Source organism: Neobacillus sp. BP17, assembly GCF_059579525.1.
Genome location: NZ_CM184198.1, coordinates 5228104 through 5252610, shown reverse-complemented (window position 1 = coordinate 5252610; position 24507 = coordinate 5228104). Strand labels below are relative to the sequence as shown.

General features: G+C 40.3%; 21 protein-coding genes. 16 read left to right on the top strand and 5 right to left on the bottom strand.

Annotation, left to right across the window (positions count from 1 at the left end; all coding sequences use genetic code 11):
* The first annotated feature begins 126 nt into the window (after positions 1 to 126).
* On the top strand, positions 127 to 1647 hold the full coding sequence (scpC, locus tag AC4QJR_RS25640) for a succinyl-CoA:acetate CoA-transferase ScpC (protein ID WP_098573931.1): 1521 nt from the start codon (positions 127 to 129) through the stop codon (positions 1645 to 1647).
* A gap of 64 nt (positions 1648 to 1711) precedes the next feature.
* Here scpC and tagU read toward each other — a convergent pair whose 3' ends face one another.
* Positions 1712 to 2644 carry a polyisoprenyl-teichoic acid--peptidoglycan teichoic acid transferase TagU gene (gene tagU, locus AC4QJR_RS25635; RefSeq protein ID WP_098573933.1) on the bottom strand — a complete coding sequence of 311 codons (933 nt, stop codon included), beginning with the start codon at positions 2642 to 2644 and terminating at the stop codon, positions 1712 to 1714.
* A 255-nt stretch (positions 2645 to 2899) separates the two neighbouring features.
* Here tagU and AC4QJR_RS25630 point away from each other — a divergent pair, with 255 nt between their 5' ends.
* Entirely contained in the window at positions 2900 to 3697 is a 798-nt protein-coding gene (locus AC4QJR_RS25630) for an EcsC family protein (protein ID WP_496524647.1), read from the top strand.
* Between the two features lie 82 nt (positions 3698 to 3779).
* On the opposite strand, the gene AC4QJR_RS25625 is transcribed toward AC4QJR_RS25630, so the two are convergent.
* Positions 3780 to 4106, bottom strand: coding sequence for a hypothetical protein (locus tag AC4QJR_RS25625; RefSeq protein ID WP_098573937.1), 327 nt, complete (start codon positions 4104 to 4106; stop codon positions 3780 to 3782).
* A 618-nt stretch (positions 4107 to 4724) separates the two neighbouring features.
* Between AC4QJR_RS25625 and AC4QJR_RS25620 the strand changes: the two genes are divergently transcribed.
* The 5 genes from AC4QJR_RS25620 to AC4QJR_RS25600 all read left to right on the top strand — a co-directional run bounded on the left by AC4QJR_RS25620 (position 4725) and on the right by AC4QJR_RS25600 (position 9984).
* Positions 4725 to 5588 carry an HAD family hydrolase gene (locus AC4QJR_RS25620; RefSeq protein WP_496524646.1) on the top strand — a complete coding sequence of 288 codons (864 nt, stop codon included), beginning with the start codon at positions 4725 to 4727 and terminating at the stop codon, positions 5586 to 5588.
* Positions 5589 to 5736: 148 nt separating this feature from the next.
* On the top strand, positions 5737 to 6645 hold the full coding sequence (gene murQ, locus AC4QJR_RS25615) for an N-acetylmuramic acid 6-phosphate etherase (protein WP_496524645.1): 909 nt from the start codon (positions 5737 to 5739) through the stop codon (positions 6643 to 6645).
* Between the two features lie 23 nt (positions 6646 to 6668).
* The gene (locus AC4QJR_RS25610; protein ID WP_098573942.1) at positions 6669 to 7523 is read left to right on the top strand and encodes a MurR/RpiR family transcriptional regulator; all 855 of its coding nucleotides are present in this window, start codon (positions 6669 to 6671) and stop codon (positions 7521 to 7523) included.
* Between the two features lie 95 nt (positions 7524 to 7618).
* On the top strand, positions 7619 to 8980 hold the full coding sequence (locus AC4QJR_RS25605; protein ID WP_251461257.1) for a PTS transporter subunit EIIC: 1362 nt from the start codon (positions 7619 to 7621) through the stop codon (positions 8978 to 8980).
* The gene (locus tag AC4QJR_RS25600; RefSeq protein ID WP_496524644.1) at positions 8977 to 9984 is read left to right on the top strand and encodes a MupG family TIM beta-alpha barrel fold protein; all 1008 of its coding nucleotides are present in this window, start codon (positions 8977 to 8979) and stop codon (positions 9982 to 9984) included. The genes AC4QJR_RS25605 and AC4QJR_RS25600 overlap by 4 nt, the downstream gene beginning before the upstream one ends.
* Positions 9985 to 10115: 131 nt before the next feature.
* On the opposite strand, the gene AC4QJR_RS25595 is transcribed toward AC4QJR_RS25600, so the two are convergent.
* Positions 10116 to 10709 carry a dienelactone hydrolase family protein gene (locus AC4QJR_RS25595; RefSeq protein WP_496524643.1) on the bottom strand — a complete coding sequence of 198 codons (594 nt, stop codon included), beginning with the start codon at positions 10707 to 10709 and terminating at the stop codon, positions 10116 to 10118.
* A 159-nt stretch (positions 10710 to 10868) separates the two neighbouring features.
* Between AC4QJR_RS25595 and AC4QJR_RS25590 the strand changes: the two genes are divergently transcribed.
* The gene (locus AC4QJR_RS25590) at positions 10869 to 11357 is read left to right on the top strand and encodes an SRPBCC domain-containing protein (protein ID WP_496524642.1); all 489 of its coding nucleotides are present in this window, start codon (positions 10869 to 10871) and stop codon (positions 11355 to 11357) included.
* 51 nt (positions 11358 to 11408) lie between these two features.
* Here AC4QJR_RS25590 and AC4QJR_RS25585 read toward each other — a convergent pair whose 3' ends face one another.
* The gene (locus AC4QJR_RS25585) at positions 11409 to 11699 is read right to left on the bottom strand and encodes a c-type cytochrome (protein ID WP_251461253.1); all 291 of its coding nucleotides are present in this window, start codon (positions 11697 to 11699) and stop codon (positions 11409 to 11411) included.
* Between the two features lie 146 nt (positions 11700 to 11845).
* Positions 11846 to 13012: a GntR family transcriptional regulator gene (locus tag AC4QJR_RS25580; RefSeq protein WP_496524641.1), complete on the bottom strand. Its 1167-nt coding sequence runs from the start codon at positions 13010 to 13012 to the stop codon at positions 11846 to 11848.
* A gap of 374 nt (positions 13013 to 13386) precedes the next feature.
* Between AC4QJR_RS25580 and AC4QJR_RS25575 the strand changes: the two genes are divergently transcribed.
* The 8 genes from AC4QJR_RS25575 (at position 13387) to AC4QJR_RS25540 (ending at position 24502) form a co-directional block, all read left to right on the top strand.
* Positions 13387 to 14754, top strand: a complete 1368-nt coding sequence (locus AC4QJR_RS25575) for an extracellular solute-binding protein (RefSeq protein WP_496524640.1) — start codon at positions 13387 to 13389, stop codon at positions 14752 to 14754.
* Between the two features lie 87 nt (positions 14755 to 14841).
* A complete protein-coding gene (locus tag AC4QJR_RS25570; protein ID WP_098573954.1) occupies positions 14842 to 15762 on the top strand; it encodes a carbohydrate ABC transporter permease in 921 nt (306 codons plus the stop codon).
* 71 nt (positions 15763 to 15833) lie between these two features.
* The gene (locus AC4QJR_RS25565; protein WP_496526746.1) at positions 15834 to 16598 is read left to right on the top strand and encodes a carbohydrate ABC transporter permease; all 765 of its coding nucleotides are present in this window, start codon (positions 15834 to 15836) and stop codon (positions 16596 to 16598) included.
* A gap of 24 nt (positions 16599 to 16622) precedes the next feature.
* A complete protein-coding gene (locus tag AC4QJR_RS25560) occupies positions 16623 to 19733 on the top strand; it encodes an alpha-mannosidase (RefSeq protein ID WP_496524639.1) in 3111 nt (1036 codons plus the stop codon).
* A gap of 358 nt (positions 19734 to 20091) precedes the next feature.
* Positions 20092 to 21126 carry a LacI family DNA-binding transcriptional regulator gene (locus tag AC4QJR_RS25555; RefSeq protein ID WP_496524638.1) on the top strand — a complete coding sequence of 345 codons (1035 nt, stop codon included), beginning with the start codon at positions 20092 to 20094 and terminating at the stop codon, positions 21124 to 21126.
* Positions 21127 to 21223: 97 nt separating this feature from the next.
* The gene (locus AC4QJR_RS25550; protein ID WP_496524637.1) at positions 21224 to 22630 is read left to right on the top strand and encodes an extracellular solute-binding protein; all 1407 of its coding nucleotides are present in this window, start codon (positions 21224 to 21226) and stop codon (positions 22628 to 22630) included.
* 126 nt (positions 22631 to 22756) lie between these two features.
* Positions 22757 to 23632 carry an ABC transporter permease subunit gene (locus tag AC4QJR_RS25545; RefSeq protein ID WP_496524636.1) on the top strand — a complete coding sequence of 292 codons (876 nt, stop codon included), beginning with the start codon at positions 22757 to 22759 and terminating at the stop codon, positions 23630 to 23632.
* 3 nt (positions 23633 to 23635) lie between these two features.
* Positions 23636 to 24502, top strand: coding sequence for a carbohydrate ABC transporter permease (locus AC4QJR_RS25540; protein WP_496524635.1), 867 nt, complete (start codon positions 23636 to 23638; stop codon positions 24500 to 24502).
* Positions 24503 to 24507: the final 5 nt, after the last annotated feature.

The window sequence follows — 24507 nt, the reverse complement described above, 5'->3', positions numbered from 1 at the left end:
CTGCTTTAGAGCTTAAATTTGCTGTTTTATCAGAATATTTCGTATCATACTCCATAATTTCCTATCTTGATGATGTAAATAGGTAAAATGATGATAATACTTATTTACGAAGCGAGGGATTTGTTTATGGAGAAATATGTGGAGCGAATAAGAGATTCTCGTCTAAGAGATCGAGTGGTTACTGCTGAAGAAGCGGCTGCCTGGATTGAAAACGGAATGACGTTGGGTTTAAGTGGGTTTACACGTGCAGGTGATGTGAAAGCGGTACCAGTGGCGTTGGTCAACCGAGTAAAGGATGATGAATGGTTTAAAGTCAATGTCTATACAGGAGCCTCCTTAGGGTCCGATGTTGATAAATTATTTGCTGAAGCGGGGATTTTAGGAAAAAGATTGCCTTTCCAAGCCGATGCCACTATGAGAAGAGGAATCAATCAGGGTGACTTTTTATTTGTTGATCAGCATTTGTCCCACACAGCAGAGTTGATTCGGTCCGATGTACTGAATATAGATGTCGCTATTTTGGAAGCGGTTGCAGTAACGGAGGATGGAATGGTGATTCCAACCACTTCGATTGGAAATTCCTTATCGTTTGCCTTAAATGCCAAGTCTATTATTATTGAGATCAATATGGCTCAATCTCCACAGCTAGAGGGATTGCATGATTTATATGAACCTGGAAAACAAGGATCAAGGCTTCCTATTCCGCTCGTTAAACCTGATGATCGAATTGGAATGATTGGCATTCCGATTGATGTTGAAAAAGTAAAGGGGATTGTGTTTACAGACCAGCTTGATTCGCCATCGACAATTGTTCCACCAGATGAAGATACGGAGATCATGGCACAGCATTTAATAGATTTTCTTCGAAAAGAGGTAAAGACAGGCAGATTAACGGAACGTCTAGCGCCAATACAATCGGGTATTGGTTCGGTGGCTAATGCTGTGCTGCATGGAATGTTAGATTCAGAGTTTGAAGATTTGGAAGTCTATTCGGAGGTGTTACAGGATGCGGTGTTTGATCTAATGGATGCTGGAAAAGTACGCTTTGCTTCTTGTTGCTCCATCACGCTATCTGAAGCAAAACACCAGCAGGTATTTTCCAATTTTGAACAGTATCGTAATAAATTAATGATGCGCCCGCAGGAAATTTCGAATCATCCCGAAATCATTCGCCGTCTGGGATTAATCTCCATAAATACGGCTTTAGAATTGGATATCTACGGAAATATCAATTCCACTCATGTTTCAGGTGCAAGAATGATGAACGGTATAGGTGGTTCTGGAGATTTTGCAAGAAATGCCCGTCTAGCTATCTTTGTCACTAAATCCATTGCAAAAGCCGGTAATATTTCAAGCATTGTGCCTTTTGTCTCTCATGTAGACCATACTGAACACGATGTTGATGTGATCGTCACCGAACAAGGATATGCTGACCTAAGAGGATTGGCACCAAGGGAAAGGGTGGAGAAGATTATTGAGAATTGTGCGCATCCAATGTATCGCGATCAGCTGCGAGCCTATTACCAGGAAGCACTAACAAGAGGCGGGCAAACTCCTCATGTTTTAGAAAAAGCTTTTTCTTGGCATACGAATTATGCCAAAAATGGAACGATGCTTGAAGCGGTATTAGAAACGTTAGAGGTTTAACATTTGCAAAGGTTTGGTAACTCTAAAAAAAGCTGAATGGAGAAAATCTCCATTCAGCTTTTATTTACTTAATTTCTAGTTCTGACTTTAATTCCTTTTGAACCCGTTGAATTTCTTCTTCTGAAACCAATCCATAATAAATGTTATCGATTCTTGTTCCTTCTTCTTCTATCTCCATTTGCTCAATGGATGATCCAACATGTTTATAACCTTTTTGAATAGCGACCATTTGATCAAACGTCAGGTTTGTTTTTACATTTTTGCCAAGGACGGCAAATATACCGGAAAACTTAGTTAAGCTGGATAAACTTGCTCCTTCTTTAATTACCCCTTCAATAATTTGACGCTGTCTTATTTGCCGGCCAAAGTCGCCTCGAGGGTCTTGTTTCCTCATTCTTGTATAGCTTAATGCTTTTTTACCGTTTAGCGTCAATTCTCCTTCAGGAAAATGGTATCCATCTTGGGTGAAATCTAAGTCATTATTGACCGTTATACCGCCAACGGCATCGACCATCCCCGTGAAGCCTTTCATATTAACCTCTATATAATAGTCAATTGGTATATCCAGAAAGTTTTCGACGGTATCCAGCGCCATGGGGATCCCTCCAAAGGCGTAGGCGTGGTTAATTTTATCCTCCGTCCCTTTTCCAATTATTTCAGTTCGAGTATCGCGTGGAATGCTTAGCATTTTTACGGAATTATTGTTGGGATTAACGGTTAATACAATCATGGTGTCAGAGCGGCCCGAGTCTCCTTCTCGCTCGTCCACACCAAGCATTAAAACCGAAAAAGGATCTTTTTCCTTAAGCGAAACGGGTTCCTCACGTTTTTCGGATTTTTCACGTTCCATCGGCTGATGCATCGCAGCAACAGCATTTTTGAAAGATTTATAGACAGTGGATCCATAGATTCCGCCGCCAATTAACAGTAGTAGAAGGATTGTGCCGGTCACCTTTACCCATTTTCTAAGTTTTCGTTTCCTTTTTTTCAATCGCATTCATAAACCTCCAAACTATCACAATCAGTTGTTCATATCATACGATAAAAGTGTTCGAAAGTCGTCGGTTTTCCGTTGCTATTGTCAAAATGTGTCGGAACTCCTAGGAATTAGGGGTGGGAAAATGGGAATAATAATGAATTAAGTCGCAGTATTCTGGTTGATTATGACTATCCCCAAAGTATCAGCTGTGAAACCTTTCCCCATCTCATACGTATGTATTCATAAATAAACGAACGAGGGTGACCGCATTACATGGAAACACGAGAAGATTTGTTGAACGAACTAAAGGTCATTGAGAAGTGGGAAAATGATCAGAGCGATCTGTGGATTTGGGATCGACTAGGCAGACTTCCATTTAAGATTCTTGATAAAATAACTCCCCAATTCATCCATAACAAAGTTGGCAATTTGCTAGAAGAAATCGGCTCCTATATTCAGAATGGCGGCAGCTATTTAATGAAAGAACATAATCTCTTTGAAAAAATTGAAAAAGAAACGGGCCGGCCCATCACGCAGGTATCGGATATTGAGGATATCCCGTTAGCTACTATGGATAAGTTGAGTCAGGAGCTGACCGGGCAACGGAAGAAGTTTGCGGCCATCCAAGGAGCAAGCACAGGAATTGGCGGGATTTTTACCCTTGCACTTGATGTTCCGGCGTTAATGGGTATCTCCTTAAAAACACTACAGGAAATCGCCATCCTCCATGGGTATGATCCCAATGAGAAAAGCGAACGTATTTTTATGATCAAATGTCTGCAGTTTTCATCGGCAGATATTGTTGGTAAACGAGCGATTCTGAATGAGCTTTCTAGCTATTATCAGCAAGGGAGCGAGTCCAGTGAAATGATGTCGCAGCTGCAGGGCTGGCGTGAAGTGGTATATACATACAGGGACCAGTTTGGATGGAAAAAGTTGTTTCAGATGGTGCCTATCGCTGGGATGGTTTTTGGAGCATTTACCAATCGCTCGATGATTAACGACCTTGCGGAGACGGGAATTATGCTTTACCGGAAAAGAAGGATTCTTGAGAGATTGGACCAAAAATAGGTATAAAAAAGGGGACAGCATATTTTTGCTGTCCCTTTTGGCGAGAGTCATGGGATCCCGTCAAAACTTTAATTCAAACCTATTAAATGCTAACGAGAATTTCTGCTTTTTCCTCAAAATATTTATGCATAAGTGTATTAAGTTTGATAGAAAGATTGATGTATTCTGAGCTGCTTGGTCCATCTTGCTTACATATTTCGCTCAGTGTTGTTTTAAGTTGAACGATTTCCTTTAAAAGTTCCATATTTTCCTTTTGAGTTCGTTCCATTGTTTTCATCATACACCTCGTAAAATTATTTTTTACTGCCTTTGGTTTGGAAGGCATGATGACTTGATTCCCATCTTTTTCGTCTTCTAATGATAATACAATTCCAAGCCCATTTTGATAGTAACATAGTGGATTTTTCATGTGAACACCGAATTTAATAGTAAAAATATTAGCAAAAAAGTAAATGATATTGGTATATCAATGCATTTAAATAGAGATTTCTAACTGCTTGGTACTAAACGTCTCGCATATTTCGACAAATTATTTCATAATAACATCAAAAGTAAAAATAAAATTATTCGAAAATTTCAGATAATGATTCCCTCCAAAAAAAATAGATCCGGCCGAGTGCCAGATCCAAACAGAATATATTAAAGGGGGTTTTTGAAAAAGAGAAAGGTAAGTGCTTGTCCTCTTCATGTACTTATCTTACCTCCAAATAATGAACAAACTATGAATAATTCGTTTAAATTCTATTAATTATCTAGAACTTGCAACCAAGCCTATTGGCCTTTTTTATTGAATTGTAGGCTTTAATTCTACTTTTAAAATTCCATATATTGTAAAAATGTACAAAAACACTGGATTTTTGTACTAAACGGCTTGGAAATTGCACAAAAGCTTGTTGGATTGAACAAATCATCTTAAAAATTGAACAAAACCCGCCCGAAAAATTGATACAATGTAATATTGAAATTTAATTTCAATAATATTATTAAAAATATAAAATACAATGATATTACAGAGGAGGATTACATAGTGAAGTATCGACTACTAGCAACAGACTTAGATGGCACGTTATTAAATGATCAAAAAGAGATTGATGTGGAAACAATCGAGGCGATTCATGAGTACCGCAAGCGAGGTGGCAAGGTCGTCATTTGCAGCGGACGCTCCCCGCTATCCACGCAATGGATTGCCCGGACAATTGGGCTTAGTGGTGAGCCGATTATTGCCTATAATGGGGCGATTCTGCTGGATGCGAATGGCGAAATCCGCGAGCAATCCGTTTTTCCATATGAGTCACTGATGACCTTTTGGGAAATATGTGAGACGGAGGGCATCTATGCGCATTTTTATGAGGGGGATATACTCCTCGTCCCTGAGTTGACTAAATGGAATGAGAAATGGATTGAAAATAACATCCCCACCCTGGAAGCATCTGGGGGAGAACCTCAACATTGCCAGAGGGTTCGGGAGAAATGTCAGGTGAAGGTCGTCGATGACTTTTACCAGTACCTGAAGGAGCAGGAGCGGAGCATTACAAAAATTGCTGTATTTGATGATGGGAATAAGCTCCCGGAGTTTACCCGGCGTCTTAAGGAACAGGCAGTGGAAATGGAAATTAGCAGCAGTTTTAATTTTATCAATTTAGAAATTACCCCCAGTGGTGTAACAAAGGCATCTGCCCTGGTTAAACTTACTGAGCAGTTGGGAATCCCGCTCTCACAAACGGCAGCGATTGGTGATAATTTTAATGATGCTCTGATGATCTCAGCTGCCGGCCTCGGAATTGCGATGGGAAATGCACCTGAAAAGGTGAGACAATTAGCGGATCGGGTGACTGGAAATAATAACGAGGCAGGGGTCGCAAAGGCGATTCGTCGTTACTTGTTTGAATAAGACCCTAGATCATCTCAGAGTGAAATAGTGTTTTGAAATACCATTTCACTATTTTAATAAATTACTTGAAATAAAATTTCAAACGGAATATAATAAACGTACGGTAACCGTTTTCACCTCAGAAAAGACTTACAGGAGGACAACGATCATGACAGAAAATCTTGAATTATTAACCACTGAATCTCGCAACGAGCAGTCCATGCAGATAGATACAGCAAGTCCAAGTGACATCTTACGAATTATGAATGAGCAGGATCAACTAATCGCACTAGCAGTCAAGGATGTTTTACCGGATATTGAAGCAGCCGTCCAATTTGTGGTTGAGTCCTTTAAGAACGGCGGACGCCTGATTTATTGTGGTGCAGGCACGAGCGGGAGATTAGGGGTTCTCGATGCAGTAGAATGCCCGCCCACTTTTAGCACAGACCCTGAAATGGTCCAAGGACTTATCGCAGGAGGAGACCGCGCCTTTTTGAAAGCAGTTGAAGGAGCGGAGGATCAGCCGGAATTCGGTGTGAACGATTTGAAGGAAATCGGGCTGACGAAAGATGATACGGTCATTGGTATTGCAGCTAGCGGACGCACACCTTATGTTATCGGGGGGCTTCGATATGCACGAAGCATTGGAGCGAAAACCGTTGCCCTTTCTTGCAATAGAAATGCGGCAATTAGTCAGGAAGCCGACCAAGCAATTGAAGTTATTGTCGGTCCAGAGGTCCTGACTGGTTCGACACGATTGAAGTCAGGTACCGCTCATAAGATGATTTTAAACATGATTTCAACTTCTTCGATGATTCTTTTAGGAAAAGCCTATGAGAATTTAATGGTTGATGTTCATGTAAGTAACCAGAAATTAAAGGAACGGGCGATTGGAATCATTCGTAAAATTACCGGGGTTTCCTATGAACAGGCGTCGGAAACACTTGAAGCCTCCAATCTTCAAGTCAAAACGGCCATTGTTATGATTAAGACGAATACGTCGAAACAAAAAGCAGAACAATTATTAATAGAAGCAAATGGATATGTGAAAAAGGCAATCCAACATGTAGAAGAGTAATTCTAAAAAAGGTGGTCTTTGGTGTGGCAGCAGGCGGATTAAAAATGATTCAAAATATGTTGGAACAGCTTCCAGCTTCTGAGCGGAAAATTGCTGAACTGATTCTTGAAAATCCTCAAGTGATATTAAACAGTACCGTCCATGACATCGGTTCCAAGGCTAGTACAAGTGGTGCAGCTGTGATAAGACTGTGTAAATCTTTGGGCTTAAATGGATTTCAGGATTTAAAAGTAAGAATTGCAGGCGATCTTGTGAAACCGGTGGAGCAAGGGTACCGTGACATTGAGCCTGGTGAATCGTTTTTCTCCATCGCCCAGAAGACAACAAGCAATAGCATCCAAAGCATCCGCGACTCGGAAGAAATGATTAATTTTGATGAATTGGAACGTGCTGTTCACACCTTGTCTGCTGCACAAAATGTTCATTTTTTTGGAATTGGGGCTTCAAGCATTATCGCAAAGGACGCACAGCAAAAGCTCCTTAGGGTTCATAAAAATGCAACCGCTTTTACGGATACACATCTTGTTGCCACGTTAATTGCCAATGCCAATAAGGAGGATCTCGTGTTTGGGATCTCCCACTCAGGCGAAACACCTGAAGTCATTAAAGTTATGGCACTTGCAAAAGAGCGCGGCGTGAAAACGATTAGTTTAACGAAATATGGGCAATCGACTGTCTCTGCTCTCGCTGATATTAACTTGTTTACGGCGTACTCTGGAGAAGCTCCGTTTCGAAGTGCAGCTACTTCTTCACGCCTTGCGCAGTTATATATCATGGATATTTTGTTCTTGTCGATGGCAACCGTCCAATATGAGGATACGATTCATTCCATTGATAAAACAAGAGAAGCGATCCGGTTTATTAAAGATGGGAAATAGTCCTTTTCGGGAGGTGATGTGAACGCTTTTCCATTTGTAGATTTAAGGAAATAAGTTCACTAAAAAAATAATCAACGGAGAGAAGGGGAACAAGAATGGCTGGAGAGAATAAAATTTTAGCAGAAAAGATTCTTGAACAACTAGGCGGCCCGGCGAATATTAGCAATTACACGCATTGTATGACAAGACTTCGTGTGACACCAAAGGATGACGCACTTGTCAACCAAGCGGCCATTAAGAAAATTGACGGAGTCATGGGCGTAGTAGAGGAGGAAACCCTCCAAATTATCCTTGGACCTGGAAAAGTAAATAGAGTCACAGAAGAGTTTGGTAAATTAATAGAAGACGCTGGCGGGATTGATTTGAAAGAAAAGGCTGCCAGCAAAAAGGCGGAAATCAACAAAAAGAATGCGACACCGTTTAAATTGTTTTTACGAAAAATCTCTAGTATTTTCATCCCGTTAATTCCGGCTCTAGTTGCGTCCGGGTTGATTACAGGAATCACCAAAGCGATTGTCCAAGCGGGCTGGCTGGCAGCGGATTCCCAACTGGCGACTATTTTATCGGTTATTGGCAGCGGTTTATTTGGTTACCTTGGCATTTTAGTTGGTACCAACGCAGCGAAAGAATTCGGTGGTTCACCCGCACTCGGGGCGATTGCTGGTATTTTAATCATTAACCCTGCGGTTGCAGGAATCAAATTGTTTGATACTGCTTTACTTCCGGGACGCGGCGGTTTAATCGGAGTTTTATTTGCCGCCATCTTTATTGCTCTAGTTGAAAAACGAGTTCGTCGTTATGTTCCACAATCGCTTGATCTATTTATCACACCAACGGTTGCTTTATTGGTTACTGGTATTGTTACTTATCTTGTCTTTATGCCGTTGGGTGGTTTTGTGTCAGATGCGATTACAAAAGGATTAACGTCACTGCTTGATGTGGGTGGTGTAGTGGCTGGATTTGTCCTTGGGGCCACCTTCCTGCCGCTCGTTGTCACTGGTTTACATCAAGGATTAACACCGATTCACTTGGAGTTAATTAATACACTTGGAAATGACCCGCTTCTGCCAATCTTGGCGATGGGTGGTGCGGCACAAGTCGGAGCTGCGTTTGCGATTTACGCTAAGACGAAGAAAACTCGCTTAAAAAGAGCGATTGGCGGGGGTCTTCCTGCAGGAATTCTCGGCATCGGTGAACCGCTTATCTTCGGTGTAACCTTACCATTAGGCCGTCCATTCTTAACTGCCTGCTTAGGTGCAGGTGTCGGCGGTGCGTTCCAGGCTGTCTTCCATGTGGCAACTATCGCGGTGGGGGTTTCTGGTTTACCGCTGGCATTTTTAGTCGTAACTGGGCAAGTCCTGCTGTATCTGCTTGGTGTATTAATTTCTTATGGAGCTGGGTTCTTGTTCACCTATTTATTCGGCTTCAATGATGACATGGCCGGTGAGTTTGATTGATCGGTATTAGTTTTTATTTAAATGACCCTTTAGCAGAAGCGCGGATTAGATCTGCTGGGAAAATGGGAGTGAAGCGGGCATTTACCTCGCTTCACATCCCTGAAGAGTCTGGTGATTTAGCAGGCCGTGCGTGTGAGTTGCTTAAGGCAGCAAAAGAGGCTGGTATCGAGGTGTATGCAGATGTATCTGCTCGAACGCCTGCCCATTTAGGATTGGATAGTTTATTTTCGTTAAAATCCTTAGGGGTTATCGGTTTGCGGTTGGATGACTTTTTTGCGAATGAGACGATTTTGAGTCTGGCGAAGGAATTCAAACTCGCGCTTAATGCGAGCATTTTGTTTGAGGAAGATGTGCGGGCGCTGTTAGAAGGCGGGTTAGAGGCTAGTCAGCTGCTGGCTTGGCATAATTTCTATCCAAGGCGTGAAACGGGATTATCGGATTCGTTTTTTCAGGAGCAAAATGAGCTTTTTAAAAGGTATGGTATTCCGGTAAGCGCGTATATTCCAGGTGATGGTGAGAAACGCGGCCCGTTGTATGAAGGGCTGCCAACCTTGGAAGAGCATCGCGAAGTTGATCCGTATCGGGCTGCGCTGGAGTTGTTCCGCGCGGGTGTGGAGGATGTCTACATTGGTGATCCGGAGGTAAGTGAGGACCTTCTTCAAAAATTAAACGATTTTGACTGCCATCATCGTGTTTCGATCCGAGTTGAAGGCTTCCAGGAAGGTGAGTTCCGGCTCCGCCCTGATTTTTCCCGTGATGTTCTAAGGCTTATGGATACGAGAAGTTCTGAATCAGTCGCCGCTCGGAATACGGTTGAGCGGCCGCTGGGGACGATTACTCGAGATAATGACCGCTATGGACGCTATCGCGGAGAGGTCCAAATCACGCTTCATGACCTCCCGGCCGATGAGCGAGTCAATGTGGTCGGAAGGGTTGTGGAGGAGGACTTGCCGTTGCTTTCCTTACTGCAGCCAGGGCAGCTTGTCAAGCTGATTCGGGTTTAATTCTTGTGCTTGTCGACGTAAAACCAAGGGATATCCCTAATTGGTTCTGACACCTGTCACAAACCCTTCATTTACTCTTTAAAATGTTTGAAAATATGTACAACAAATGGCATCGCGTTTGCGGTGCTTTTTTAATGTCTCTTTAGAAAATTTAGCATTTCGTTATAGGCGCTTTTGTATGACTTTTCATTAAATTTAGTTGAGAATGGATCACTAAATCCGTGCTGTCCATTAAATTTATGTATCTCGACATTCTTTTTATCTAAAATTGAAATTAACTCAGCCACTTTAAAGGATTGTTCCTCTTGTGGAAAGAATAAAATTGTAGGACATAACGGAACTATTTGTTCGTAATTCCTTATTCTCGAACCATAGTATGCAACAACGCCATCAAGACCATCTTCCTCACTACACAACCAAGCAACAGTTGCCCCGACACTAAATCCAATAATAAATATTTTTTGGTAATCATTTTTAATATCTATTAATAGATTCTTTATTTTCTGTACTGCTTCAGAAATCCCTACATTCTCCATAAAATTATGGTAGGCAGTCTTCTCTTCAGAATAATCAAATGGATGTTCGCGCTCTAATAAGTTCGGACAGATAACATCAAAATCCTGTTTTGATATTAAATGACAAAAACTCTCCATATGTTGATTAATGCCATAGATTTCGTGTAACACAATAACCAAATTACCTGACTTATTTAGTAACTGAAGCATTTTTAATCCCCCTATTATGACTCTTAACACCCCTGGTATGAATCCAGTTTAATAAATTTTATCAAATATTGCCTTGTTCAACCTGCCCTTTAGACTTATCAAAAGTATTCCTTGACGGGTATAATAAGAAAAAATACTGAAATTGCTGGAGGAAGTACAATGTCAACTCAAATCAAAACTACTCATACTTTCAATGCCCCACGTGAACTTGTCTTTAAGGCATTAACTGAATCAGAACACCTAAAGAACTGGTGGGGGCCAAAAGGATGGGCGTTCGAGGTTTCTAAAGCGGATTTCAGATCAGGCGGTGTCTTTCACTACAGTCAGAAACCTGCTGACGGCGACGTAATGTGGGTTAAATTTGAATACAGTGAAATTATTGCACCAGAGAAAATTGTCTACACCAGTTTCTTTTCTGATGAAGAAGGTAACACTGTACGTGCGCCCTTCGACGCAAATTGGCCGATGGAAACTCTGAATACCATTACGCTAACCGAGGATAATGGAAAAACAACTCTTAAAATGATTGTGGCACCCGTATCTCCGACTGTGGAAGAGAGTAAAACCTTCGAGGATTCAAAAGAGATGGCTCAGGAAGGATATGCTGGAACCTTTGATCAATTAGATGAATACCTAACAACGATATAATCGGTTTAAAAATACCACAAAAAAACACCGAAAACCGGTGTTTTTTTGTGGTTAATTTTCCATCAGCCATTTTGTTACAATCTCTGATTTTTCCGCATCTAATAGATTTCCAGGCATTTTTTTCGTGCCTTCGTTGACAATATTCAGAACTTCCGCTTCTGAATATTTACCTTTCATATTTGTTAATCCCGGGCCAACAGCTCCTTGTAATGTATCGCCGTGACAAGCGGCACAACTTTCTTTATAGATTTCTTCCCCATCCATTGCTGTACTGGATTTAGTTGATGAACAGCCCGTTACTAATATAAGTGCCAACACTACAGCCACCCACAGTCGACTCACGATGTTTCCTCCAAACACATTATAATTGTTCTTTATAACTATCTTAATAGAGTTTGGGTGCGAAATTTCACCTCAAATATGAACAAAAATGTAAACTTCGCGCTATAAAGGACACATGGAGTGTTCAATAAACAGCTAATCACATCTTAGGAACGAACGTGGGCAGGCAGGGTTATATTTGATACGCTATTACCTTCAACCAATTTGAAATCTATCATATTTTGTATTGGTACATTCTCACCTTGAATTTGTTTAAAAAGTAATTCTACTGTTTTTATGCCAATAAATTCTTCATCTTGTTGAATGTGAGTGAAAACCATAGCGTTATACAGCCGTCCGGGATGGTCGAAACAAGCAATGGCATAATCTTTAGGAACCGATTTTCCAAGTGATTTAAGTACTTGCGCTAGTACACATGCTATTTCATACTCACAAGCAATGAATGCGGTCACCTGTGGATTTTCCTCGATAAACTTCTGCAGTTTCATCTCATCCTCAAAAACCTGCTCTGATTGCCTAAATGTCGGCAAGGTACAGAAAATATCCGTTAATAAATAATTTGGACTAACTCCCATTTCCCTCTGCGAATATGCCGTCATAAATCCTTGAATTCTCTCTTCAATTGATGAGGTGTATTCTTCTGGCGGGGAAACAAACGCAATATGCTTATGTCCTTTGGAAAACAAAAACTCTGTTAATTCCTGAGTCGCTGTCTTATTGTTTGTATAAACGGCACAAGCTTGAATTCCTTTTAAATATCTGTCAATTAAGACGAGTGGAAATCCCTCAAGTACCAGTCGTAATAAGTTTGCTGTGTAATGCTGCCCGTGGACTGGACAAATAATAATCCCTTTTACCCCCTGCTGAATCATGGAATGAATGGCTTCTTCTTCTTGTTCTTGGCTGCCATATGTCAACTTGACCAACAGGTTAAACTTCAATTCAGAGCAGCGTTTCTCAATATTATTCAGCATTATCCTTCCAAAACTATCGGAAAAGAACTCAGGTATAATCAGACCAATCAATCCATTCACGTCTTGATCCTGATGTTCCCTTTGTTCCAGCTGATTCTTTGAATCAACTGTTCCAAAATCAGGAAGGGTCATAGAAACATAGGAACCTTTGCCTCTAATGCGCTCGATTGCCCCAATTTGCACCAATTTATCAAGCGCCTTTTTCGAAGTGATTCTACTGACTTGAAATTGGTCCGCTAGTTCTCTCTCTGTGGGAACTTGATCCCCTGGTTGTATTTTACCGGTCTCGATCTGATTTAATAAATTAATATAGATTTTTTCATATAATGGAATTTCCATGTTAATCCTCATTTCGTTCAAATGATATATTAAATATATTATATAATACAACTCATTACAATGCATTAAAAAATATATAATTTTATGGCGGTTCAACTAGTCCGTTTTCTAGGAAAAGAAAGAAAATCATTAAAAGATATGACCGAATTATAGTACTTTTATATCATTTTTTATTAAGAATATAGTAAATATTCAAAAAATATATTGACTTAATATAAATATATCAATTATCCTATCAACATATAAAGTTAGAAAATTAAGGCAAGGGAGGAATGAATTAGGTTGGGGCATTGGCATCATTTTTATATTCAATTATGAAATCGTTTTCTTTTGCTCAAAACAATAAATGAGAGAATGGGTGAGAGTGTATGAAAATGAAGAAGTATAAGCGATTAGCAGTTGTTTCCCTTATCACTGGAAGTGTATTGTTAAGTGCAGCATGCTCGAATCAAAGCGCTTCGACAAAAGACAGTAATAAAGAAGTCATTAAAATTACATATCGATCTGGTGGAGGAACGAACAAAGGGTTTACAGATTGGCTCAATAAAGAAATTATCCCGGAATATGAAAAGAACAACCCCAAAATTGACATTCAGCTGGCACCATTAAATGTTTCGGAAGGGGATTATTTTGCAAAAATTGCCTTAATGCTGAAATCCAAAAATACAGCGCCTGATATCGTAACAGAGGATACCTTTATGGTGAATTCAGATGCGAGCGCCGGTTATTTGACACCGCTTGATGATAAGATCGAGGGTTGGAGTGATTGGAGCAACTATACCGAAAATGTTAAGCAAGGTGTTATTGCGCAGGACGGAAAGATTTATGGGGTGCCTTTTAACACAGACTCCCGAGGACTTTGGTATAACAAGGATCTATTCACGAAAGCGGGCCTTCCAGTTCCGTGGGAGCCTAAGTCATGGGATGATATCCTGCAGGCCGCAAGAACCATAAAAGACAAGCTTCCTGATGTGACACCGTTTTGGATGAACTCCGGAAAAGCAACAGGGGAAGCAACATCGATGCAAACATTTGAAATGTTGCTTTATGGAACGAAAACTCCTCTTTATGATAACGATTCGAAAAAATGGATTGTAAAGAGCCAAGGACTTACGGATACCTTCAAATTTATAGATACGATTTATAAGGAAAAGCTTGGTCCAAATCTTTCTCAAGTATTAAATGGACAGGCAGGTGCTGTGGCCTATCAGCAATTAATGCCTAAAGGCAAGCTGGCCATTGGCTTAGACGGAATCTGGCAGACAGGTACCTGGGGTGAGACTGGCGCAGTACCTTGGCCTGAAGCCTTTACGACGTTAGGATTTGCCGCGATGCCAACCCAAAATGGGGAAGCACCTGGAACCATCACGATGTCCGGCGGATGGGCACTCTCTATTCCAAACAATTCAAAGCATAAAGATGAAGCATGGGAATTTATTGAATTTGCCTCAAGCAAGGAACACACTCTGTCACTTCTAACAAAAGAAAGAAATTTGACAACGCGTGATGATGTTGCACAAGAGAAGTCGTATCAGGAAATTCCGATGTTTAAGGAAGCGACTGGATTTTTGAAATTTGCTCAATTCCGTCCTGCCGTTGATAAATATCCAACTGTATCCACACAAATTCAATCACTTGTCGAGGACGTTGTAACAGAAAAATTAACTCCAGAGCAGGCTGCAAAGGAATATCAGAAAAATGTGACAAAAATTGTCGGTCAAGACAATGTGATTGAAAAATAATCATCCACAAAAAGTAAAATAAAGGTTACCTTTTTGTTCTTTGTAAAAGGTAACCTTTGTTTTAAATATAATCGACCGGGGTGTGAAATGAATACAAATACGGTTGTATCACCAACAGTCGCCATAAAAGAGAAGAAGAGAAAGGATCATACTCTTGTAAAATCGGTTCTCTTCTTATTGCCGGCATGGATCCTATTGCTTGTCTTTTTTGTTGGACCTATATTACTAACTTTTTATTTTGCGTTTACGAATCTTGCGTTAACAGGAACAGAGGCTAAGGAAATTCAGTTTATAGGATTTCAAAACTTTTTATCCATGTTTGAAGATCCCAATTTCCGAATCAGTGTTGTAAAAACCATCGTGTTCTTGCTTTTTTCTGCCGTTATTGGCCAGCAGGTTTTAGGGTTCATTTTGGCTGTCCTTATGAAGGAGAAAAACAAAACGTTTCGTCGAATCATCGGCATCATTGTTCTTGCCGGCTGGGTAACCCCTGAAATTGTGGTAGCTTTTTGCTGGGTAGCATTCTTAAGTGATAACGGAACCTTAAATTTAATTTTGCAGCATATAGGCTTAAAGCCGGTTACGTGGTTATACACCTTTCCGATGGTTAGCGTAGTCGTTGCGAATATTTGGCACGGAACGGCCTTTTCGATGCTCGTTTTCCAAGCAGCCTTAGATGATGTTCCGAAAAGTGTGGAAGAGGCAGCTATGATGGATGGAGCCTCTCGTTTTCAAGTCATGTTCCGCATTGTACTGCCGATGGTTAAAGGATCAATCGTTACCAATATGGTTCTGGTAACCTTGCAAACATTAGGTGTTTTTACCTTGATTTTTTCTATGACAGGCGGAGGGCCTGGAACATCAACACAAACTCTTCCTATTTTTATGTACAACCAGGCATTTGTCAATTATCAACTTGGCTATGGAACGGCGATTTCACTCATCCTGCTCGTCATCGGTATCGGTGCAAGCTTGATTTATATCCGTTCTATGAAGGTCAATCTTTAGGAGGAGTTACTGTGAACCGTTATAAAACTGAAAAACTGGTTCCATACATTATTTTAACAGTCCTTGGAATCATGTTTCTTTTACCGCTTTTGTGGGTGTTGTTTGCATCCTTCGATCCAAATGCCCAGCAAGCTTTAAAAATGCCCAGCTCCTTTACGGTAGACAACTTTACGTCAATCTTGGCGGATCCTGCCAATCTTCGTTCCTTTGGAATTGGGCTGTTTATTTCATTAGGACAGGCAGTGCTGGTTGTAGTTGTTGCCGTTATGGCAGCGTACCCACTTTCACGTTATGCCTTGAAGTTTAAAAAGCCATTTATGTATACCATTTTGTTTATGACCGCTTTGCCGATTACTGCGGTAATGGTGCCTGTCTATCAACTCTTTATTTATATCAACATGCAGGATTCTCTCATCGGGACCATTTTGTTTTTGACTGCATCCGGGCTGCCCTATGCGATTTGGATGATGAAGAATTTTATGGATTCTGTTCCATTGGAATTGGAAGAGTCCGCGTGGATCGATGGAGCATCCGTCTGGGCAGGATTAAGGAAAGTGGTTGCCCCCTTAATGATTCCTGGCATATGCACGGTAGCCATCTTTACCTTTTCCGGAAGCTGGGGGAACTTTTTCGTGCCGTACATCTTAATCCAGACCCCGGATAAATTTCCTGCTTCTGTAACGATTTTTCAATTTTTCGGAAACTTTGGAATGATTGAATACGGAAAACTTGCTGCTTTCTCGCTGATTTATACGATGCCTTCAGTCATCTTGTATATGTTTTCACAACGATTTATGTCCCAAGGCTTTAGCTTAGGTGGAGCCTCCAAAGGATAATCATTATTTAGAGGAGCGTTTGATATGTTTTGGACTATTGAAAAGTTGGAAAGACGGATAGAGGAACTAGATTCCTATCGGTATAGAAATGTTCAGCCAGTGGCATCATTACAAGCTCAAGACGATGATGAAGGCAAGGTTTCGCAACGGCCGCCCGAAGACGGGCCATGGAGAACAATGAATGTACGAGAAAGATGGGAAGGACGCGATAAGTACATTTGGCTTAAAACACTCATCCCAATTCCTGAAGATTGGGAACAACAAAAAATTGTCGGTGTATTTGATTTTGGAAAAACAGGCGGCGGTCATAATTCAGGGTTTGAGTCACTGCTGTATGTAAACGGGGAACCCTATCAGGGTGTAGACATGAACCATCAAGAGGTATTTTTAGATAGAAGTCTGGCAGGGACGACTATTGAAATGTGCTTCCGGCTGTGGTCAGGGCTTGAAGGCGGAGGGAAGCCAACACTGCAGGAACACCAGTTGAAAACGGCCTTTATCGCCTGTCTGGATGAAAAGGTAGATGATCTGTATTACACAGCTAGGGCTGCATTAGCGACTATCGAGTATCTACAGGAAAATCAGCCTGAAAGGCAAACCCTGCTAAAAGCCTTAGACAGGGCTTTCCTGAAGATCGATTGGTCTGTTCTTGGTTCAGAGAGTTTCTATGATTCCCTTTATCAAGCACAAACAACCTTAAATGAAGAAATCGAGCGAATTCCGAAAAATTATCCTGTTACCGTAACGGCCATCGGACACACTCACATTGATGTGGCCTGGTTATGGAGGCTGAAACATACTAGAGAAAAAGCCGCACGCTCTTTTTCTACCGTTCTTCGTTTAATGGAGCAATACCCAGATTACGTTTTTTTACAAACACAGCCTCAATTATATGATTATATTAAAAAAGATTACCCGGAGATTTTTAAACAAATTGAAGGAAGAGTTCAAGAAGGCCGTTGGGAAACAGAAGGTGGAATGTGGCTGGAAGCAGACTGCAATCTGACATCGGGAGAATCACTTGTCCGTCAATTGTTGCTGGGTACTAAATTCTTCCGCGAAAACTATGGGAAGGAATGCGAATATTTATGGCTTCCAGATGTTTTTGGATATAGCTGGGCACTTCCGCAAATTTTAGTGAAATCCGGCATTAAAACCTTTATGACTACAAAAATTAGCTGGAGCCAGTTTAATAGAATGCCGCATGACACCTTTAAATGGAGAGGGATCGATGGAACAGAGATTTTAACTCATTTTATCACCACCCCTGAGGATGACCGCTGGTTCTATACATACAACGGACAGATCACTCCCCGTTCGGTAAAAGGGGTTTGGGAAGCGTATCGCGATAAAGCTGTGAACCAGGAGTTGCTCATTTCCTATGGTTATGGAGATGGCGGCGGCGGCGTAAATCGAGAAATGCTAGAGATGAGAAGAAAATTAGATAAGATGCCGGGCATACCAGCTGTTAAGACAGGCAGAGCGGATGAATTTTTTAAACGCTTGCATGAGACGGTAGACAATACTGATCAGTATGTTCACACGTGGGATGGAGAATTGTATCTGGAGTATCACCGCGGAACCTATACATCTCAGGCGTATAATAAACGGATGAACCGTAAAATGGAGCTGCTTCTTCGTGAAACAGAATGGCTGAATACCTTAAACAGTGTACTTTCAGGTTCATGGTCAGCATATCCTGCACAAGACTTGGAAGAAAGTTGGAAGATCGTGCTGCGCAATCAGTTCCACGACATCATTCCGGGATCATCTATTCACGAGGTTTATGAAGACAGCAAACTGGAATATGCTGAAGCGTATGAGCTTGCGGTTAATGCCTGGAAGGAGGCTTCACAGTCTTTAGCCGTAAATCATGGCAAGCATATGTATTCGATTTATAATTCCTCTTCGTGGAAACGAAATGATACCGTAAAAATCAACACGAACACGACTGGAGAATTAGTGTGGAAGAAAGAGACCGGAGAGGTATTGGAGGCCCAACAAACGGCTGATGGAGAATGGCTAGTCAGGGTTGATGAAGTTCCTTCCCTCGGAAAAAGCTCCGTTTATTATGAACAGGGAATGAATGTAACAGCTTCACCTTTCCATGTTTCTGGAAATAGTGTTTCTTCCAACTATTATGAGATTTCATGGAATGATAGTGGTCAGCTGACGAGACTATATGACAGGAAAAATAAAAGGGAAGTTTTAGCCCCTAACGCACGTGGGAATGTATTCCAGGTATTTGAGGATAAACCGATGCAATTTGATGCGTGGGATATCGATCTTTATTATCAAGAAAAGATGAAAGAAATCTCGACTTTGAAGGAAACCAAAGTCATTGAAAATGGTCCAATCCGATGTGTAGTTGAGTTTATATGGGTCTATTCGAACTCGGTCATCCATCAAAAAATGACTTTGTATGCGAACAATCCGCGTATCGATTTTGAAACAAAAATTGATTGGCATGATCAAAACCAACTGTTGAAGGTAGCATTCCCTGTCGAAATTCGGGCAACGGAGGCGACATACGATATTCAGTATGGAAATGTAAAGCGTCCAACGCATTGGAATACAAGCTGGGATTATGCTCGGTTTGAAACAGTCGGTCATCAGTGGGCCGATCTATCTGAAAGAGATTATGGTGTGAGCATATTGAACGATTGCAAATACGGACATGACATTAAGGATAATGTCATGCGCCTTACCTTATTAAAATCGGCTACTTATCCGGATATAGAAGCAGACCAAGGCGAACATTTGTTTACGTATTCCTTGCTTCCCCATACTGGAAGCTGGTATGAAGGTAATACTGTACAGCATGCTTGGGAGCTTAATAATCCATTAACCTACGGAGAAGGCCAGACAGAATGCATGTCACTCTTCAACGTGACTGCTCCGAATGTGATGGTTGACGCTGTTAAAAAAGCAGAAAATGGTGAACATCTCATTGTCCGGCTGCATGAATTTGCTGGGGCAAGAGGAACAGTCGAAGTAACAAGTGATTTCCATATTGATTCCTGGCAGGAATGCGATTTAATGGAAAGAAGTACTTCCGAAGTACGAGGAAATGAAGCTTTTGCGTTTGAGATTAAACCATACGAGCTTAAGACATTTATTGTTAAGTTAAGATAGGATAAAAGCAGTGCCATTGATCAAACAGTCAACTAGTCAAAGCTAGTTGACTGTTTGTTGTATTTATACAACCAAGAATCGATCTGTTTAAAAAAATAAGACTAAAGTCCTCCCGTTAAAGAAACTAGCTGGGATAATTATATCAATTTTTAGAATTTTCATAAAAATAATCAACTAATGATTGTTTTCTTTTGCGGTTCTACTTATAATGAAAGCGGATTCATTAATTAAACCGGTTTTATACATATGAAACTAGTTTAAGTTCGAATCTATTCGAATATTGTGCTTTTATGTAAAATCAGTGGAAATTTTTTTGATTTCCAATTAAACCGGTTTAATGAAACTAGGAATTTAGGTGATGAAAATGGTGACAATTGCTGATGTTGCAAAACGAGCCGGGGTTTCGAAGGGAACGGTTTCGAGTGTGTTTAGTAAAAAAAGACCCATAAGTGCTGAAGTAACAGAAAGGGTATTAAATGTAGCGAAGGAACTTAACTACGTCCCGAATCATGCTGCTAGAAGTCTGGCGATGAAGAAAACGATGATTATTGGACTAAAGATGCCAACTCTGGATACCGAACTAAGCGGCTTTGATCTGAAAGTAATAAATGGCGTCGTCAAAAAGTGTACAGAAAACGGCTATAGAGTCCTGCTTGACAGATTAGTTGAGGATGAACAGGCAGCTCTTTTTTCCAGGGATCCCGTGGATGGAGTGATTTTATTAAATCCAAAAGATGATGATGAGAGAATTGCTCAATACAAGCAATTAAATCTTCCATATGTATTAATCGGCAGACCGGACGAAGAAGATGCTGACACCAAATTTGTTGATAACAACAATATTGAGATTGTGAAAGAGGTGGGAGAGTTCCTAATCGAAAATGGTCATCACGAAATTCTCTTTCTCAATGCTTCCTATGGAATGACAGTAGCAGAAGATCGAAAAGAAGGCTTAAAACGAGCCTTTGAAAATTTCAATTTACCGTTTAAAGAAGAGAATGTGATTTATAACGATCAGGAAAAATATAAGAGTGCTTCTGAATTTGGCTATTATAGTTTACTAGAAACGATTAATGAAAACGAATATACAGCTATAATCGCAGATACTGACCGTGTGGCCTTAGGTGTCCTACGGGCGGCAAGGGAATTGAAGATTGATATTCCGAACGATCTTTCTTTAGTAGCCTTAAGTAATAATGAAACGCTAGCTTTAGAGACAACCCCAAAACTAACATGTATTGAATTATATCCAGAGAAACTAGGGGAAGAAGCCGCCGAAGTATTAATTAATGTGTTAAAGGAACAATTAGCACCAAGACAAAAAATGATACCCGCAAAACTAGTCATCCGAGATTCTTGCAAAAATATCATGAAAGGATCTAGTAAAGTATAATCCCAAATAATTGAGAGGGGTGATCATTAGAACCTCATAAATTGGCTTTTTTAAAACAAAAGATAAAATAAGTTTTCTTACAAAGGGAGATGGAGAAATGTACTTTAAAAAAGGGTTCAAGGTTCTAGCACCGATTTTGATGATTTTAAGCTTATTACTAAGTGCTTGTAGTTCAAAAGAAACGTCAACTGATGCGAAAAATAATAAAGAGCAAAAGACTCTGCATATTCTTACCAATGTCGTTGGCGGGAAAACTCCTGAAGAAAATGAATTGTTCATAAAAGAGATTGAAAAATCAACAGGCATTAAAGTAGAAATGGTTAGGCCGCCAGCTGATTATGACCAAAAATTAATGACTTCGATGTCATCAGGTGAAAAATATGACTTAATCCTTCTTACGAAGCCATTGATGGATATCTTGGTCAATCAAGGCGTATTAACCGAGTTAAATGACAAAATAAAAAAATCAAAGACATTATCAGATCCATCCGTTATTTCTAAAAAAGACTGGGATTTAATTACGTACGACGACGGTAAAATTTACGGTGTATTCAATAAGTTCGAAGGCGGAACACTGCCAATTGTCAGACAAGACTGGTTGGAAAAGTTAAATCTTCAAGAACCTAAAACACTTGATGATTTCTACCATGTATTCAAAGCGTTTAAAGAGCAAGATCCTGATGGAAATGGCAAAAACGATACATATGGTCTTTCCACAGCAGGACTTAATGACATCCAAGGATTCTTAAGTGCAGCAGGAGTGAAGAATAAGTATGTGATTGATAAAAACGGCAAACGCACGATGCCGATTGCAACTGAAAAGGCTGTTCCAGTTCTTGAGTGGTTTGCAAAGTTGTATAAAGAAGGGTTAATCGATCCAAACTTTGCAACAAATGACACAGGTAAAATGCGTGAACTTTTCTTAACAGACCGTGTTGGTATGGTTACGTATTGGGATGCTTGGGTGGGCTTATTTAATAATATCAAACAGGTGGAAGACCCTAATACGAAATTCGTGGCAAAAGGAATTGCTGGTGTGGCAGGGCCGGATGGAAAGATCATGCTTCACCGTGGTGACCAAAGTGTTTGGGCCATTCCTGTAAATGCTGAACATCCAAATACGGCAATGGAATTTCTTGAGTTCTGGCATTCAAAAGAAGGAAATGTATTAGCAACGCTTGGAATTAAAGATAACGACTATACTGTAACAAATGGTAAGTATGAGTTAACGGCTGCTGGTAAAGAGCACAGTATGGACCATGGAGCTCCTTTCCCGAACAACTCAGCGTGGAAAAATCCATTCGGAATGCTTCCAGGGGTAGAAGATGCGCAGAAGGTTGTTCTTAATAACTCTTCATTAGAGGTCGCTACGTCCGACTGGCCATCAGCTGAAAAGATTGTCCAAAACTATGCATTTAAAGCAATGATGGGTCAAATGGATGCGAAAGATGCGGTTAAAAAAATGCACAAGGAATTATTGGATGCAGGATTAATAGATAAATAAAATTGAAATGTAAAAAAAGAGGGTGAGAATGTCCTCCCTCTTTTTTTTACTAGTCTTATAGGACCCTGTGGTACAAATAATTCTCACATTAGGTTCTACAAAACCGAATTACAAGGTGATGATACGATGAATACATTTAAACGGTACGCATGGCTTTATGTAATGATGATCCCCATCTTTTTATATTTTCTTCTTTTTGCCTATTATCCTTTATTACGGGGAGTTCTAATCAGTTTCCAAGAATTTAGAATCATAGGTGACCGGCCCTTTGTTGGTTTTCAAAACTATATAACAGTGTTGAATGATCCAGTCTTTTGGCGTGTATTAGTGAATACGGTCCTTATTGGCGGAGGAATCTTGATCATCGGGTTCGCTTTCCCGATCATCGTAGCAATTTCCCTTAATGAAGTGATACGGGTCTCCTTTAAAAAATTCACCCAAATGGTTATTTATGTTCCCCATTTGTTTTCATGGGTAGTTGTTGGTGGAATTTGGATCTACCTCCTTTCACCGGATGGAGGACTTGTGAATGAAATTATTAAAGCGTTTGGCGGAAAACCAATTCATTTCTTTACTCAGGATGAGTATGCACGACCGTTAATGGTGCTTTCCTCTATATGGAAGGATATGGGGTATACATGTGTTCTCTATTTGGCAGCGATTGTAGGCATCAGTCCTTCCTTATATGAAGCAGCCAAAATTGATGGAGCATCTCGATGGGATGAAATTAAAAATATTTTAATTCCACAATTATATCCAACAATGAAAGTAGTTTTTCTTTTAAACCTATTAGGTGCTTTAAGAATATTTGATCAAATTATCGTAATGGGCAATCCGTCGATTACCCGCAAGGTAGATGTCCTCATGACGTATACGTATGAAAAAGGGATTCTAGAGTTTAAAATGGGGGTCGCCACGGCAGCATCAATGATAATTATCGTAGCAACATTAATTCTTACCTTAATTGCAAGAAAAGTGCTTCGATATGACGAGGAGGCATAGAAAATGAAGAGTTGGATTCACTGGAGTTGGAAACGAAAATTCTTTTACAGTCTTAATATCCTATTTTTATTACTGTTAGTTCTTACAATGATTGTTCCGTTACTTAATACACTGACCGTTTCACTTTCTTCAAATATCGAATCGATGAAACCAGGAATAAAAATCTGGCCGACTGAAATCAACTTTGAAGGGTATGAAACGATTTGGAAAAAGCTTGAATTGTGGAGACCATTTTATAACAACGTTATTGTTACGATTGTGGGAACCGTTCTTCACGTCTTTTTGTCTGCAATGGCCGGTTATGTATTGGTGCAAAAAGAGCTGCCTGGCAGGAAATTGATGACGACTATTATTATGGTCACCATGATGATTCCAGCTGAGGCTATCATGATCCCGCTATATGTTGTAAATAAGGACCTTGGATTATTAAATACCCTTACATCCTTAGTAATTAATGGTTTAGTTTCAGGATTTAGTGTCCTTCTCATGCGAAATTACTTTTTGGGTGTTTCGTATGAATTGGCAGAATCAGCAAGAATGGATGGTGCAGGAGATTTAAGAATATTCTTGAAAATCTTTCTGCCGTTGGCTAAGCCCGGACTTGCGACCATTACCTTATTTGAATTTGTCAGCAGATGGAACCACTTTACCTCTGCCTTGCTCTATATTAACGATGATAAAAAATACACGTTACAGCTTGCCTTACGTTCATTAATTATTACATCGGATTCAACATCAAGCAGTGACTTTATCACATCCAATGTAAGGATGGCCGGGATTGTCATTGCACTTATACCATTACTAGTTATTTATCCATTTGTTCAAAAATATTTTGTAAAAGGTCTAATGCTAGGTTCAGGAAAAGAATAGAAGCT

Bases quoted from the DNA above. Each gene is read 5' to 3' on its own strand.
- AC4QJR_RS25555 (WP_496524638.1), top strand. From the start codon at position 20,092: ATGAAAATGGTGACAATTGCTGATGTTGCAAAACGAGCCGGGGTTTCG.
- AC4QJR_RS25580 (WP_496524641.1), bottom strand. From the start codon at position 13,012: ATGGAAATTCCATTATATGAAAAAATCTATATTAATTTATTAAATCAG.
- AC4QJR_RS25560 (WP_496524639.1), top strand. From the start codon at position 16,623: ATGTTTTGGACTATTGAAAAGTTGGAAAGACGGATAGAGGAACTAGAT.
- AC4QJR_RS25625 (WP_098573937.1), bottom strand. From the start codon at position 4,106: ATGAAAAATCCACTATGTTACTATCAAAATGGGCTTGGAATTGTATTA.
- AC4QJR_RS25590 (WP_496524642.1), top strand. From the start codon at position 10,869: ATGTCAACTCAAATCAAAACTACTCATACTTTCAATGCCCCACGTGAA.
- scpC (WP_098573931.1), top strand. From the start codon at position 127: ATGGAGAAATATGTGGAGCGAATAAGAGATTCTCGTCTAAGAGATCGA.
- AC4QJR_RS25605 (WP_251461257.1), top strand. From the start codon at position 7,619: ATGGCTGGAGAGAATAAAATTTTAGCAGAAAAGATTCTTGAACAACTA.
- AC4QJR_RS25595 (WP_496524643.1), bottom strand. From the start codon at position 10,709: ATGCTTCAGTTACTAAATAAGTCAGGTAATTTGGTTATTGTGTTACAC.
- AC4QJR_RS25575 (WP_496524640.1), top strand. From the start codon at position 13,387: ATGAAGAAGTATAAGCGATTAGCAGTTGTTTCCCTTATCACTGGAAGT.
- murQ (WP_496524645.1), top strand. From the start codon at position 5,737: ATGACAGAAAATCTTGAATTATTAACCACTGAATCTCGCAACGAGCAG.
- AC4QJR_RS25540 (WP_496524635.1), top strand. From the start codon at position 23,636: ATGAAGAGTTGGATTCACTGGAGTTGGAAACGAAAATTCTTTTACAGT.
- AC4QJR_RS25550 (WP_496524637.1), top strand. From the start codon at position 21,224: ATGTACTTTAAAAAAGGGTTCAAGGTTCTAGCACCGATTTTGATGATT.
- AC4QJR_RS25565 (WP_496526746.1), top strand. From the start codon at position 15,834: ATGTTTCTTTTACCGCTTTTGTGGGTGTTGTTTGCATCCTTCGATCCA.
- AC4QJR_RS25570 (WP_098573954.1), top strand. From the start codon at position 14,842: ATGAATACAAATACGGTTGTATCACCAACAGTCGCCATAAAAGAGAAG.
- tagU (WP_098573933.1), bottom strand. From the start codon at position 2,644: ATGCGATTGAAAAAAAGGAAACGAAAACTTAGAAAATGGGTAAAGGTG.
- AC4QJR_RS25545 (WP_496524636.1), top strand. From the start codon at position 22,757: ATGAATACATTTAAACGGTACGCATGGCTTTATGTAATGATGATCCCC.
- AC4QJR_RS25630 (WP_496524647.1), top strand. From the start codon at position 2,900: ATGGAAACACGAGAAGATTTGTTGAACGAACTAAAGGTCATTGAGAAG.